This is a genomic window from Streptomyces sp. AM8-1-1, from assembly GCF_032229325.1.
Classification (GTDB): Bacteria; Actinomycetota; Actinomycetes; order Streptomycetales; family Streptomycetaceae; genus Streptomyces; species Streptomyces achmelvichensis.
Map to the genome: position 1 here is coordinate 1187681 of NZ_CP135086.1, position 13830 is coordinate 1201510.

Genomic DNA, 13830 nt, shown 5'->3' on the forward strand with positions numbered 1-13830 from the left:
AATCGTCCCGCTCTGGTATGAGGCATCGCACACCAGCTCGACAACACACAATTGACCCCTGCCGCGGCGGGGGCCACGACAGGGGTCGGACGCCGAAAGGGCGTGGGAGCGGGAGAGGGGGTCAGCCGGTGGGCGCGACCTCCGGGCTGCCGGTACCGGCGCTCTTGCCGCCGCCCTGTCCCGCGGGACCGCCGTCCGCGCGGGCGCCGTCCCGGCGGGGATGGGCGGACCATCCGCCGGCGGGCGCGGTCGCCGCCGGCCGCCACCACGGCTCGTCCGGGACGTTCTCCGTGGTCGGCTCGAAGGGCTCTCCCGGGCGCGGCAGTGCGAGCCGCGCACCCGCTTCCGCGGCGGCCGCGGCCGTGCCCTCGCCCGGCTCCGCCCACGGGTGGGGGGCGAGATTGAACGTGCCCCAGTGGATGGGCAGCATGACCCCGGACGGCTCGCCGCCCTGGAGGTCGAGATGGGCGCGCATGCCCTCGGCGGGGGTCATGTGGATGTCGGGCCAGTACTCGCTGTACGCGCCGATCTGGATCATGGTGGCGTCGAAGGGCCCGTGCTCGGCGCCGATGTCCTTGAAGCCGGGGAAGTACCCGGTGTCACCGCTGTGGTAGATCCGGTGCTCGGGACCCGCGACCGCCCAGGAGGCCCAGAGGGTGTGCTGCTGGTTACGGATGCCGCGGCCGCAGAAGTGCCGGGCGGGGGTGGCCGTGAGCCTGATGCCCGCCACCTCGGTCGTCTCGTTCCAGTCCAGCTCGCGCAGCCGGTCGGCCGGGACGCCCCAGCGCTCGAGGTGCGCACCGACGCCGAGCGGCACCGCGAAGGCGGTGTCGGTGGAGGCCAGGGCCTTGATGGAGGGCATGTCGAGGTGGTCGTAGTGATCGTGCGAGATCACGACGACGTCGACGGGACCGAGCGAGGCGATCGGCAGGGGCACGGGGTGCAGCCGCTTGGGTCCGGCGAAGGCGAACGGCGAGCAGCGGTTGCCCCAGACCGGGTCGAACAGCACCCGGCGTCCGTCGATCTCGGCGAGCACGCTGGAGTGCCCCACCCAGGTCAGGCGGAGCCCGGAGACCGGCGGGTGCTCCAGGTCCTTCAGCGTGGTGGCGTGCAGCGGCACCTGGCCGACCGGCGACCGGCGGGCCCGTGCCTCCTTCTGGAAGTAGATCTTGGCGAACTCGACCATGGAGCCACCGGACGGCCTCGTCCGCGCTCCCACCGGGTTCTGGAACGTGCCGTCCGAGAAGTTCGGCGAGCGGCGGATCCGCTCCATCCGCTCTCCGGCAGGGTCGGCGCCGAACGCGGCGGGGCGCAGCGCACGCAGCCGGGATCTCAGCGTGTGGGGGGAACCAGCGCCGGTCACGGCACCTCCTGATGTCGGGGTCTTTCCATTATGTGCGCGGGGTGTGCCGGTAGGGGAGGGTGATCCGCAGACGCGGAAGCATCGGGTCCGCTCACGCTCGGGGCTGGCCGTAGGCGCGCTCGACGCGCAGCCTCATCACCAGGCGCCGGTCGCGGACCATCGCGTGCCGGTAGTCGTCCCAGTCCGGGTGCTCCCCCTGGACGTCGCGGTAGAGGCGGATCAGCTCCTCGACGGCGTCGTCGTCCGGATCGGCCGCGACCGCGGACAGCTCCGCGGTGCCCTCGGCCACCGTCCACGCCCATCGGTCGGGGCTCGTGACGTGGTACGACGCGCGGGGGTCGCGCCTCAGGTTCCTGGTCTTGGCCCGGTCGTCCGTGATCGACACCCGGATGGTCCGCTCCCGCGGGTCATAGGCGTGGTTCACGTTCGACAGCTGGGGCCGGCCGTCCTTCTTGAGGGTGACCAGCACTCCTCCGTCATGGTCGGCGACCAGCTGGAGCAGGGATTCCTGCCGCACGTCGGATTCCGTCATGACCAAGGCAACGCATGCCCCGCTTCCGGTGTTCCTGAAGAGTCCTTCCTCTTCCCTCCGGCTCGCGGTCGGCCCGGTGCTCCGGTCCCGGATCGCGCGTCCCTCACGGGCCGGGCCACGCGCGCTCCCTCGCTCCCGATCCGTACGGGCAGCCGCCCGGCGATCATGTTGACAGCGGGCCTCAGCCATTCAGATACTGACTGACGATTCAGTTAGAAGTTCCCTGTCACGCCTGGAGGCAGCATGCCGGAGCTCCCCGCGGAGCCGGTCCCGCACACGACCGGCGGGCCCCGCACCGCCGGGCCCGGACGCGCGCTCGCGCACGACCGGATCCGGCCACGGGGAGGCCGGTGCACCCTGGCCGACGGGCGCCGGGCGACGCTCGCGGCACCCGGAAAAGCTGCATACTGCATCCGGGCAGCGGTGCCGACGCCCGACGGACGGAGTCACTCGCCCCGCCGGCCGGCGGATCAGTGGTTGCCCGACGCCAGGGCGGCGGGGATCGAGGGGAGCATCTCGGACATCATGCGGCTGATCAGCGCAGGGGGCATGTGACATGTCGGCCATGCCCCTCACCGGCGGCGAAACGGCCGTCCGCGCGCTGGCTCTGCACGGCACCGTCCGGGCCTTCGGCATCCCCGGCACCCACAACCTCGAGATCTACCGGCATCTCGCCGCCTACGGCATCGACCATGTCACCCCGCGCCACGAGCAGGGCGCGGGATACGCGGCGGACGGCTACGCACGGGTCACCGGGCGGCCCGGCGTCGCGATCACCACCACCGGGCCCGCCCTGCTGAACATCGCGGCAGCGGTCGGTCAGGCCTACTCGGACAGTGTGCCGCTGCTCGTGGTCTCCCCCGGCATGCCGCTGCGGCATCCGCGACAGGCGACCGGGCTGCTGCACGAGATGCGCAGCCAGACGGAGGCACTGCGCGGAGTGGCGGCGTTCAGCCACCGGGTGTCGTCCGTCGACGAGATCGGTACGGCCGTGGCCCGGGCGTTCACGCTGTTCACGACCGAGCGGCCGCGGCCGGTGCACATCGAGATCCCGCTGGACCTGCTGGAGTCCGCGGAATCCGTCGCACCCCTGCGCCTCTCCCCGCCCGTGCGGCCGGCCGCGCCCCGGTCCGAGCAACTCGCCCGGGCCGGCGAGGCCTTGCGGACGGCGAGCCGTCCCGCACTCGTGCTGGGCGGCGGCGCCCGCGGGGCCGCGAGCGAACTGTGCTCCCTGGTCGAGGAGTTGGCCGCACCCGTGGTCACCACGGCCAACGGCAAGGGCATCGTGGACGAGTCCCATCCCCTGTCCCTCGGCGTGTCGTTGCACAGCCCGGCCGTCCAGAAGTGGCTGGCGGACTGCGATGTGGTGCTGGCCGTGGGCACCGAACTGGCCGAGTCGGACCTGTGGTCCGAGCCCGTCCCGCTCGGCGGAACGCTGGTGCGGGTCGATCTGGATCCGGCCCAGATGTACGCGGGGATCCCGGCGCACATCCCGCTCGTGGGCGATGCGCGGGAGGTCGTGTCGGCGCTGCTCGGTGCGTACCGCGAAGGCCGGAGCGGGAGCCCGGCGGCCCCGTCCCTGCGCCTGGCCACGGGCGGCGGTACCGCGGCGGGCGCACACCGGGCCGTCGAACTGCGGCTGGTCCGGGGCGACGAGAGCGGCCCGGACACGGGCGCGGCAGAAGGGGCCGAAGCGGTCGAGGACAGGCGCGGCCCCGGACTCCGGGCAGCCGACGGAAGGCCGGACGTCGCGGGGCCGGGCGCCGTGATCGACACTTCGGGCCCGCAGGCCGGCGCCGACGTCGTCGCGGCCCGCGGGTCCGGGTCGGCCGGCACCGACCACGAGCCGGGGGACGCCACCGCCGACCACCGGATGGGCGTCGCCGAACACCGAACCGGCGTGGCCCAACACCGGACCGGCGTCGCCGACCACGAGCCGGAGGACGCCACCGCCGACCACCGGATGGGCGTCGCCGAACACCGAACCGGCGTGGCCCAACACCGGACCGGCGTCGCCGCCGTCGCCGAGCTGCGGGTCGCCCGCGACGGCGAGACCCGGGAGCGCGACGCCCGCTGGCTGCCGTACCTCCACGCCATCCGCTCCGTGCTCGACGCCGACGCCGTCATCACCTCCGACAGCGCCCAGTGCTGCTACTACGGCGCGCTCCCCCACCTGCCGATCGGCCCCGACGCCCGCTATCTGCACCCCACGGGCTTCGGCACCCTCGGCTACGCACTGCCCGCCGCGATCGGCGCGAAGAGCGCCCACCCCGACCGACAGGTTCTCGCGCTCAGCGGGGACGGCGGACTCCAGTTCTCGATCCAGGAACTCGCCACGGCGGCGCAGCTCCGACTGCCCCTGCCGATCGTCGTGTTCGACAACGGCGGCTACGGCGAGATCCGTGACGAAATGGCCGCCCGCGGCGACACCCCCGCCGCCGTCGACCTCGCGCCCGTCGATCTGCCCGGCATCGCCCGGGCGTACGGCGGGCACGGCACATCCGCCACCACCCCCGAGGCGCTGGCCGCCGCGCTCACCCGCGCGTTCGCCACCCCCGGTCCCACTGTGATCACCGTTCCCGAGGAGACCTCTCGATGACCGCCCCCGTGCTCTCGCTCACCTGGACCGACCATGTCACCGGCCGCCAGGGCCATCTGGTGATCGACCGGCTCGTGCGCGGAGTCTCCAGTGGCGGTCTGCGGATGCGGGAGGGCTGCACGCTCGACGAAGTGGCGGGTCTCGCCCGCGGCATGACCATGAAGGAGGCCCTGCACTACAACCCGGACGGGAAGTACATCCCTCTCGGCGGCGCGAAGGGCGGCATCGACTGCGATCCGCAGGACCCGCGCGCGTACGGCATCCTCGTCCGCTATCTGCGGGCCGTGCGCCCGTATGTCGAGGCGATGTGGACCACCGGCGAGGACCTCGGGCTGACGCAGGACATCGTCGACCGCGCCGCGTCGGAGGCGGGACTGGTCTCCTCCATCCAGGCCGTGTACCACCTGCTGGACGACGAGGCCACGGCCCGCCGGCGGCTCGCGGACGCCTTCGCCGTCGAGGTCGACGGCATCGGACTCGACGAACTCGTCGGCGGCTGCGGTGTCGCCGAGTCGGTCCTGGTGGCGCTCGACCGTGCGGGCGTCGCCCACGAGGGCACGCGGGTGTCCGTACAAGGGCTCGGCACGATGGGCGGAGCCACGGCGCGGTTCCTCGCGCGCGCCGGACTGAAGATCGTGGCCGTCGCCGACATCAAGGGCACGGTCGCCAACCCGGACGGCCTGGACGTCGACGCGCTCCTCGCCGCACGTGACTCCTACGGCACCGTCGACCGGACGGCACTTCGCCCCGAGGACCTGGAACTGCCGGGCGACGCCTGGCTGTCGGTGGATGCCGAGGTGCTGGTGCCCGCCGCGGTCTCGTATGCGATCGACACGGCCAACCAGGCGCAGATCACCGCCTCGTGGATCGTGGAGGCGGCGAACATGCCGGTGCTCCAGGAGGCGGAGGAACTGCTCGCCGGGCGGGGCGTCACCGTACTGCCGGACGTGGTGGTCAACTCCGGCACCAACGCCTGGTGGTGGTGGACCCTGTTCGGGGACATCGAGGCCGATGCGGATGAGGCGTTCGCGTACACCCGTCGGTCGATGCGCGAGCTGATCGACCAGATGCTGGCGCGGGCGGAGGCGGACGGCACCACCCCTCGGGCGGCCGCGCACGCCATCGTCGCCGACCGGCTGCCGGTCATCGCCGAACGCTTCGGCTGGTACCGCTGACAGCAGCCCGCGCACTGGGCCCGCCGACGACGGCGCCGACGGTGAGGCCCCCGGGGCCGGTCACGCCGGCGGCCGGCCCGGACGCACATCCATGGCTCCCACCAAGATCGGCTGTGTAGGGTGAGAACGTGGCAAGAGTCCGGTTGAGCGTGGCGGAGCGACGTGAGGAGCTTCTCGGTGCTGCCGTCGCGCAGATCGAGGAACGCGGTGTCGCTGCCGTACGCATCGCCGATGTGGCCGCGTCCCTCGGGGTGAGCAACGCGCTGGTCCTGTACCACTTCTCGACCAAGGAGAAGCTCGTCGCGGCGGCGTTCACGCATGCCGCCGACGGCGACCTGGCCCATCTGCGCAAACTGCTGGGCCGCCGCACGACCGCGGTGCGCCGACTGCGATCGGCCGTCCGCTGGTACGCGCCCACCGGAACCGCCAAGGGCTGGCGGCTGTGGATCGAGAGCTGGGCGGCATCGCTGCGCGAGCCCGCGCTCCGCGAGGTCGCCCGTGACCTCGACCAGCAGTGGAAGGCCGCTCTGACCGAGGTCATCTCGCAGGGCGCCGCCGAGGGCGAGTTCCCCTGCGATGATCCCGCGGCGGCGGCGTGGCGGCTGACCGCGTTCCTGGACGGACTCGCCGTCCAGATGACGTCGTACGGCGGTTCGCTGTCCCGGGCCGCGATGCTGGAGTGGACCGACGAGGCGCTCGCCCGTGAACTCGGCCTGGAGCGCGCGGAACTCGCCGCCGCCACCCGCTGACCGGACCACCGGTTGGCCGTCCAACGCCTCCCACTGACCGGTCATCGCCTGCACCACAGGAGTCCCAACAGCCATACTGGGCAACTGTGTCGCACCTGTCGCAGCGCCAGACGGAACATACCGCCCCCCTTTCCTCTTCCTCTCCCGATGTGCCTCCCTCCGATACACCCCCCGATGTACTCGTCATCGGTGGCACCGGTGTGGACACGGTCGTCCGTGTCGACACGCTGCCCGTACCGCTCTCCGACTCGCTCGGTGTCGGCCCCATCCTCGAATGGCCCGGCCACACCGGCGGAAACGTGGCCCTGGGCTGCCGGGCCCTGGGCCTGAACGTCACCCTCCTCGACTACATAGGCGACGACTGGCCGGGCCGCCAGGTCCGGGAACGGCTGGCCGCCGGTGATGTCGCGTTCGAGGCACTGATATCCCCCGCCGGAACCCGCCGGGCGGTCAATCTGGTCGATCCGTCCGGCCACCGCATGTCGTTCTACGACGGCCGCGACCCCGCCGATCTGCGGATGCCGCGCGATGCCTACCTCCCTCATCTGCGGCAGGCCCGCCATGTCCATCTGTCGATCGTGAACTTCGCTCGCTTCCTCTTCGACGACATCGAGGAACTCGGTGTCCCCGTCTCCACCGATCTGCACGACTGGGACGGACTCGCGGACCACCAGCGGGAGTTCGCTCTGCGTGCGGATCTCGTCTTTCTCAGCGCCGCGGGCGCCGGTGAGCGCATCGCGAACGTGATGCGGGAGATCCTGCGCGACGGCCGCGCGCAGGCCGTGGTCGCGACAGCCGGGGCCGGCGGCTCGTATCTCCTCACTCGCGACGGGAGCAGTACACCGCGACCGGTGCCCGCCGTCGCCCCGCCCGGCCGTGTGGTCGACTCCAATGGCGCCGGAGACGCCTACGTCAGCGGCTTCCTCTACGGAAGGCTGGGCGGACGCGACCTGGAGGAGTGCGCCCGGCTGGGAGCGCTCGCCGGCGCCCACGCCTGTACGGGCGAGGGCAGTACCGCACTGATCGGCCAGGAGCAGATCCGCGCGGCACAGGTCTGAGCCGGTCCGAGCAGGCTTGGCCTGAGCCGGCCGGGGCGGGGCCGGTCGGGGCGGGGCCGGTCGGACCCGGGACCGGCCGGACCCGGGTCCGGGGCCGGGGCTGGTCGGTCCCGGGTCCGAGAGGTCGATCGGCAGCAGTTCAGGTCCGCGCCGGTCAGGCCGCAGACGGTCCGACCGGCTCAGGCCCGTTCCGCCCACGTCTGATCTGCTCAGGTCCGATCTGCTCGGGGTCCGACCCGCTCAGGTCTGCAGCAGTGGTTCGTACGCCTCCTCCGCGAGGCCGAAGGTCCAGGCCACGCCTTCCCTCGCGGTCCTGGTCGTGGGCGGCACTCGCAGCCAGTAGGTGCGGTGTGTGCCGTCCGGCTCCGGGGTGGAGTTGAGCACCTCGACCATCACCACGTCCTCGTCGTCGGTCAGCGCGATCCGCCACAGAGTGCCGGACTCGTCGGTGTGGACCGGCTGGGCACCCGACTCGGCGAGGTAGCGGTCGTAGCCGTAGTACTCGAGCATCACCCGGCGCAGTTCCGCGTTCTCCTCGGTGCGTATGCGCTGGGGTGTGAGCGAGGAGAGTTCCCGCAGGAACGCTGCCGGGACGGGCATGCCCCGCCATGCGTGGAGAGCGAATCCGTCGGAGAAGGCGAGCGCGGGTCCTTCGCCGTGGTCGAGCCGGCCCGCCTCGTCACGGTGCAGTTCCACGGGCCGTTCGCAGATCACGACCGCCTTCTCGAACGGCCACCACCAGCAGGCCTGGCGAGCGACACGGGCCAGCCCGTTGAGCCGTTCGCTGCGGCCGTCGAAGGCGGCGAGCCAGGCCGCGTCGTGCTGTCCGAGCACGGCGTCCAGCAGGATCAGGCGTATCGCGGTCTCGGCTGCCCGCGTCGCGGCGCCCCGCGTCGCCGGGTCCGCAGGCGTCTCGGTCTGCTCTCCGGCGAGGAGGTCGTCCACCACACCTGTCCGGATCCGCTCGGCGAGTGCGCGGGTGCCGTCCCAGAGCCGGGCGCCGGTCACGCTCCACAGCTCCGTCCAGCCCGCCGGGCCCAACTCGTCGTGGACACGGCGGCGTTCCTCGGCCCAGGGCCTGGTGCGTACCTCGTCGCGGACGGAGCGTCCGGCGCCCTGGAGGGCACGCACCTCGCTCACGCCCGAACGGGGCGAGGCGGCCCAGATGATCCGCTCCGGCTCCGCGAGCCCCGCGGTGCGGTAGGCGAGGCGCAGGCCCTCCTCGGCCGCCGCCCGGTCCGCCGGGCCGGTGGCCGTCGCCACGGCCCGCCACATGTCCACGTCCTGCATGTTCTTCCCCGTCCCCTGTCCGGCCGTGTCGCTGTTGCTGTTGCTCTGTGCGTTGTGTTGCTCTGTGCGTTGTGTGTCTCTGTGCCTGCCGTCCCGCTCGTCGTTCAGTCCGCGACGCTGCGCACCGCGCCCGGCAGGTACTCGCGCTGGCGCACGACGCGGTACCAGCCCTTCGGCAGCGTGATCGCCGCGTGCTCCTCGTGCACCACCCGGCCGCCCTCCGGCAGTTGGAGGACCATCGGGCCGAACGGCCCCGGTTCGCGCACCAGCCGGCCGGGCCCGGTGACCGCGTGGGCATGGCCCGTCACCTCGCCGAGCGCGAGGACCAGCCGCCCCCGCCCGTCCCGCGCCTCACCGGGAGTGCCCGCGATGTGCGACGGCACAGCCTCCTCCGCGACGGGCACGATCAGCACATCTCCCTGCCGGTACATGGCTCTCCCCTCACTTCCGACGCCGAGTGCGCCGAAGCTGATACCGACGCTAGAGGCAGGGTCTGACAACGCCGCCCGGACCAGCGGCGGCACGGCGATCGGGCCCCGGGCGGACCGGCCTCGTCCGGCGACGCGGCCGCGGTCGCCCGGCCCCGCGGAGAGCGTTGTCAGTGCGGCTTGGTAGAACTCTGCTCGTCAGCGATGTACGCCGTCCCGACCGCACCGTCCGGTGTCTGGAGCCCGCATGACCATTTCGGAGCATCTGCAGGAGCTGCACGGGCTGCCCGTGTTCGACTTCCCCGACGCCGGGTCGAAGGCCGAACTGCCGAGCGTGCCTTCTGTGGCGTGGCGGATAGCGGTCGACTCGTACGACAGCGAGGAGGAGTGGGAGGAAGCCTTCGCCCGCTTCCTCGGCGCGGTGGACACCACGCAGGTGCGGGCGCTGATCGTCGGGCCGTGGAGCGAGGCGTTCGACTCCGGTCCGGAGCCCATCATCTCGGCGCTGGTCGAGGCCCGCGAGCGACTTCCGCGGCTGCGGGCGCTGTTCGTCGGCGACATCACGTACGAGGAGTGCGAGATCTCCTGGATCAACCAGGGGCTGGTGACGCCACTCCTCGACGCCTATCCCGAGCTCCTGGAGTTCGGGGTGCGCGGCGGTCAGGGCCTGGCCTTTCCCGCCGTGCGGCACGAGAAGCTCCGCTCGCTCACCATCGAGGCGGGCGGACTGGACGCGGCCGTGGTGCGCGGTGTCGCGGCGAGTGATCTGCCCGCGCTGGAGCACCTCGACCTCTGGCTCGGCACCTCCTGGTACGGCGCGAACGCCGATGTGTCCGATCTGGAACCGATCCTCGCGGGCACCCGGCTTCCTTCCCTGACGTATCTGGCCCTGCGCAACAGCGAGATACAGGACGAGATCGCCGTGGCGGTGGCCGGCGCCCCGGTCGTCGCGCGGCTGGAGACCCTCGATCTCTCGATGGGCACGCTGGGCGACGAAGGTGCCGAAGCCCTGCTGAACGGGCAGCCGCTCTCACATCTGAAGAAGCTCGATCTGCACCACCACTTCATCAGCAAGCCGATGGCCGACCGGCTGTCCGGCGCGTTCGGGGCGGACGGCGTGGAGGTCGACCTGTCCGAGGACGAGAGCGCGGAAGGCCGGGAGGACCGCTACACGGCCGTGGCGGAGTGACAGTGCGGCCCTCGCCGCGGCTCGCGGTGGTCGGCATCCCCGGCAACCGCCGCGTCACGCTGTACCGGGACGCGGCGCGTGCCGACGGTATCGACGTGCGCGCCGTGCCGTGGATCGACGTGCTGCGCGGCCGGGCACGGTTCCGCCCCGGCGAGTGGGTCCGCATCGAGTCGCCCGGCGAGGATCCGCTGGTGGACCGGGAGCTGCGGGGCATGGACGACGCGGCGAGGGTCGAGGGTACGGCCCGCTGGTACGAGCGGTTCGTGCGCGCCGCCAGGACCGTGGCCGAGCTCGCGACGGGTGCCGGAGCGACGTTGCTGGACGACCCGGTCGAATTGGCGGTGCTGTTCGACAAGCGGCGCTGTCACGGTGTGTTGCGGGAAGCCGGGGTCCCGGTGCCCGACTCGCCCACGTCCGGCGAAGCCGCACCGAGGGTACGGGGCTGGGAGGACGTCCGTGCCCTGCAGCAGGACACCGGGCTGCGCCGGATGTTCGTCAAACTCGCCCACGGCTCCTCGGCGTCGGGCGTGCTCGCCGTGGAGACGGCAGGCGGCGGCCGAGTGCAGGCGACGACCTCCGTGGAGCGGGACGATCAGGGCCGGCTCTTCAACTCCCTGCGCGTACGCCGCTATTCGACCGAGCGTGAGGTGGCGGCCCTCGTCGACGCCCTCGCACCGGACGGTCTGCACATCGAGCGCTGGGTGCCCAAGGTCTCGCAACGCGGAAGGTCGGCCGACCTGCGGGTGGTCGTCGTCGCCGGCCGCGCCACCCACGCGGTCGTCAGAACGAGCCGCTCTCCGATGACGAACCTCCATCTTGGCGGAGCACGCGGGGATCTGGCGGCTGCCCGCGCCGCGACCGAGGCAGCGGGCGGCAGTTGGACCGGCATGCTGGAGCTGTGCGAGCGGGCCGCGGCCTGTTTCCCCGGCTCGCTGCGGGTGGGCGTCGATGTGCTGCCCGCCACCGGATGGCGGCGCTTCGCCGTCGGCGAGGTCAATGCCTTCGGCGACCTGCTGCCGGGCCTCACCGGTCTGCCGGGCAGCGGGGCCGAGGGCCAGGACACCTACGCGGCGCAGATCGCCGCCGTACGCAGAGCCGCCGATCCCGGCAGAAGAAGGAACGTGCACCGTGCCACCGCCTGAGACCTCCGCCCACCCGACGTCCGGGGCCCCGCACCCGAATCCGGCACCACCCTCACACCCGGCCGCAGCCCCGGCATCCGTACCGGCACCGGCACCGGCACCGGCACCGGCACCGGCACCGGCACCGGCGTCAGACCCCGACCCGGACCCGGACATGAACGAGGTCGTCGGGCGCGACGATCTGCTGCTCGTCACCCTCGACACACTGCGTTTCGACGTCGCCGCCGAGCTCGCGGCCGCCGGCCGCATTCCCCATCTGGCCCGTCATCTGCCCGGCGGACGCTGGCAGGAGCGACACGCGCCGGGCAGCTTCACCTACGCCTCCCACCAGGCGATCTTCGCGGGTTTCCTGCCGACACCGGCCGCACCGGGACCGCATCCGCGGCTGTTCGCCGCACGCTTCGCGGGCAGTGAGACGACCGCCCCCAGGACCTACGTCTTCGACACCCCCGACCTCGTCTCCGGTCTGGCGCAGGCCGGGTACCGCACGGTCTGCGTCGGTGGCGTGGGCTTCTTCAACCAGCAGGGCCCGCTGGGCTCCGTCCTCCCGGGGATGTTCCAGGAGAGCCACTGGGAGCCGGAGTTCGGGGTCGCGTCGCCCACCTCCTTCGAGGCGCAGGTGGCGCGTGCCGAGCAGATCGTCGCCGGGCTCCCGCACGAGCAGCGCCTGTTCCTGTTCGTCAACGTTCCCTCGCTGCACCAGCCCAACTGGTTCCATCTCCCGGGCGCCACCCGGGAGTCGGGCGACACGCGGGAGACCCACGCGGCAGCCCTGGAGTACGTCGACCGTCATATCGGCCGGCTGTTCGCCGCCGCGCGCAGCCGCCGGCGCTGCTTCGCCATCGTCTGCTCCGACCACGGCACGGCCTACGGGGACGACGGCTACACCGGGCACCGTCTCGGTCATGAGGCCGTCTGGACCGTGCCGTACGTCCACTTCTTCCTCGAAGGGGCCACGGCATGAGCGCACCGGTGAACCGCCCCCGCCCGTACCAGAGTTATGTCTACGCGTATCCGCACAAGACGGCGTACCGTCCGCTCCCCGACCGGCCGTCGCTGCGCGAGCTGTGGTCGGCGGAGCGCAAGGACGCGCTCTCCCTCTATCTGCACATACCGTTCTGTGAGGTCCGCTGCGGCTTCTGCAATCTCTTCACCCGCATCGGCGCTCCCGACGAGCTGAGCACCCGCTATGTCGACGCACTGGACCGCCAGGCGACCGCTGTCCGGGACGCGCTCGGGGACCGGGATCCGGTGCGCTTCGCCGCCGCGGCCTTCGGTGGCGGCACCCCCACCTTCCTGACCGCCGGCGAGCTGGACCGGCTGTGCGACATCGCCGAGAAGAGGACCGGCGTGGATCTGCGCGCCGTCCCGCTGTCCGTGGAGACCTCTCCGGCCACCGCGACCGCGGACCGGCTCGCCGTCCTCGCCGACCGTGGTGCCACCCGGCTCAGCATCGGCGTACAGAGCTTCGACGACCAGGAGGCCCGGGCCGCCGTCCGACCGCAGCGCCGCGCCGACGTGGAGTCCGCGCTGTCCCGGATACGCGATGCCCGCATCCCCGTCCTCAACATCGACCTGATCTACGGCATCGAGGGCCAGACCCCGGGGAGCTGGCGCCGTTCGCTGGACGCCGCGCTCGCCTGGGAGCCGGAGGAGCTGTATCTCTACCCGCTCTACGTCAGACCGCTCACGGGTCTGGGCCGTCGAGCGACGGGCAGCGACGAGGCATGGGACGCACAGCGCCTGGAGCTGTACCGCGAGGGCCGTGACCATCTCCTCGCCGAGGGATACGAGCAGGTGTCGATGCGGATGTTCCGCCGCACGGGGGCTCCCGCACAGGGCGCGGACGACTACGCCTGCCAGACCGACGGCATGATCGGCCTCGGCTGCGGCGCCCGCTCCTACACCTCCGCCCTGCACTACTCCTTCGACTACGCCGTGGACATGCACCAGGTCCGCAGCATCATCGACGACTACACGGCCACCAAGGACTTCGGCCGTGCCGAGGTCGGCCGCCGCATCGACGAGTCCGAGGCCCGGCGACGCCATCTGCTCCAGTCGCTTCTCCAGGCGGAGGGCATGGAGGTGAAGGAGTACCGGCAGCGGTTCGGACACCACCCTGCCCACGACTTCGGGGCGGAGCTGGAGCGGTTCGCGTCGCTCGGCTGGCTCGACGACACCGCCGCACCGGACCGGCTGAGGCTCAGTGCGGAGGGCCTGGCGCACTCGGACGCGCTCGGTCCGGAGCTCTTCTCACCCGCCGTGCGCGCCGCCATGGCCGCGTACGAACCGAAGTGAGCCGCAG

Annotated in this window: 12 protein-coding genes; 8 read left to right on the forward strand and 4 right to left on the reverse strand. The window is 72.3% G+C overall.

Going from position 1 to position 13830, the window contains the following annotated elements:
- Positions 1–121: 121 nt before the first annotated feature.
- Both RPQ07_RS05350 and RPQ07_RS05355 read right to left on the reverse strand, forming a co-directional pair.
- Positions 122–1363, reverse strand: coding sequence for an MBL fold metallo-hydrolase (locus tag RPQ07_RS05350; RefSeq protein ID WP_313942854.1), 1242 nt, complete (start codon positions 1361–1363; stop codon positions 122–124).
- A 91-nt stretch (positions 1364–1454) separates the two neighbouring features.
- Positions 1455–1895, reverse strand: a complete 441-nt coding sequence (locus tag RPQ07_RS05355) for a PPOX class F420-dependent oxidoreductase (RefSeq protein WP_313942855.1) — start codon at positions 1893–1895, stop codon at positions 1455–1457.
- 556 nt (positions 1896–2451) lie between these two features.
- Between RPQ07_RS05355 and RPQ07_RS05360 the strand changes: the two genes are divergently transcribed.
- From RPQ07_RS05360 to RPQ07_RS05375, 4 genes are all read left to right on the forward strand, one after another.
- Positions 2452–4494 carry a thiamine pyrophosphate-binding protein gene (locus tag RPQ07_RS05360; protein WP_313942856.1) on the forward strand — a complete coding sequence of 681 codons (2043 nt, stop codon included), beginning with the start codon at positions 2452–2454 and terminating at the stop codon, positions 4492–4494.
- Complete coding sequence (locus RPQ07_RS05365) at positions 4491–5669, forward strand: glutamate dehydrogenase (protein ID WP_313942857.1); 1179 nt, start codon at positions 4491–4493, stop codon at positions 5667–5669. Before RPQ07_RS05360 ends, RPQ07_RS05365 begins: the two co-directional genes overlap by 4 nt.
- 128 nt (positions 5670–5797) lie before the next feature.
- On the forward strand, positions 5798–6418 hold the full coding sequence (locus RPQ07_RS05370) for a TetR/AcrR family transcriptional regulator (protein WP_313942858.1): 621 nt from the start codon (positions 5798–5800) through the stop codon (positions 6416–6418).
- Between the two features lie 149 nt (positions 6419–6567).
- On the forward strand, positions 6568–7476 hold the full coding sequence (locus RPQ07_RS05375; RefSeq protein ID WP_313942859.1) for a carbohydrate kinase family protein: 909 nt from the start codon (positions 6568–6570) through the stop codon (positions 7474–7476).
- A 240-nt stretch (positions 7477–7716) separates the two neighbouring features.
- On the opposite strand, the gene RPQ07_RS05380 is transcribed toward RPQ07_RS05375, so the two are convergent.
- Positions 7717–8766, reverse strand: a complete 1050-nt coding sequence (locus RPQ07_RS05380) for a DUF6745 domain-containing protein (protein ID WP_313942860.1) — start codon at positions 8764–8766, stop codon at positions 7717–7719.
- A 104-nt stretch (positions 8767–8870) separates the two neighbouring features.
- A complete protein-coding gene (locus RPQ07_RS05385) occupies positions 8871–9197 on the reverse strand; it encodes a hypothetical protein (RefSeq protein ID WP_313942861.1) in 327 nt (108 codons plus the stop codon).
- 244 nt (positions 9198–9441) lie between these two features.
- Between RPQ07_RS05385 and RPQ07_RS05390 the strand changes: the two genes are divergently transcribed.
- From RPQ07_RS05390 to RPQ07_RS05405, 4 genes are all read left to right on the forward strand, one after another.
- Positions 9442–10383: an STM4015 family protein gene (locus tag RPQ07_RS05390; protein WP_313942862.1), complete on the forward strand. Its 942-nt coding sequence runs from the start codon at positions 9442–9444 to the stop codon at positions 10381–10383.
- A 2-nt stretch (positions 10384–10385) separates the two neighbouring features.
- Positions 10386–11525 (forward strand): STM4014 family protein, encoded by a 1140-nt coding sequence (locus RPQ07_RS05395; RefSeq protein ID WP_313942863.1) that lies wholly within the window; start codon positions 10386–10388, stop codon positions 11523–11525.
- Positions 11526–11679: 154 nt separating this feature from the next.
- On the forward strand, positions 11680–12489 hold the full coding sequence (locus RPQ07_RS05400; protein WP_313942864.1) for an STM4013/SEN3800 family hydrolase: 810 nt from the start codon (positions 11680–11682) through the stop codon (positions 12487–12489).
- Positions 12486–13823, forward strand: coding sequence for an STM4012 family radical SAM protein (locus RPQ07_RS05405; RefSeq protein ID WP_313942865.1), 1338 nt, complete (start codon positions 12486–12488; stop codon positions 13821–13823). The genes RPQ07_RS05400 and RPQ07_RS05405 overlap by 4 nt, the downstream gene beginning before the upstream one ends.
- Positions 13824–13830 lie beyond the last annotated feature (7 nt).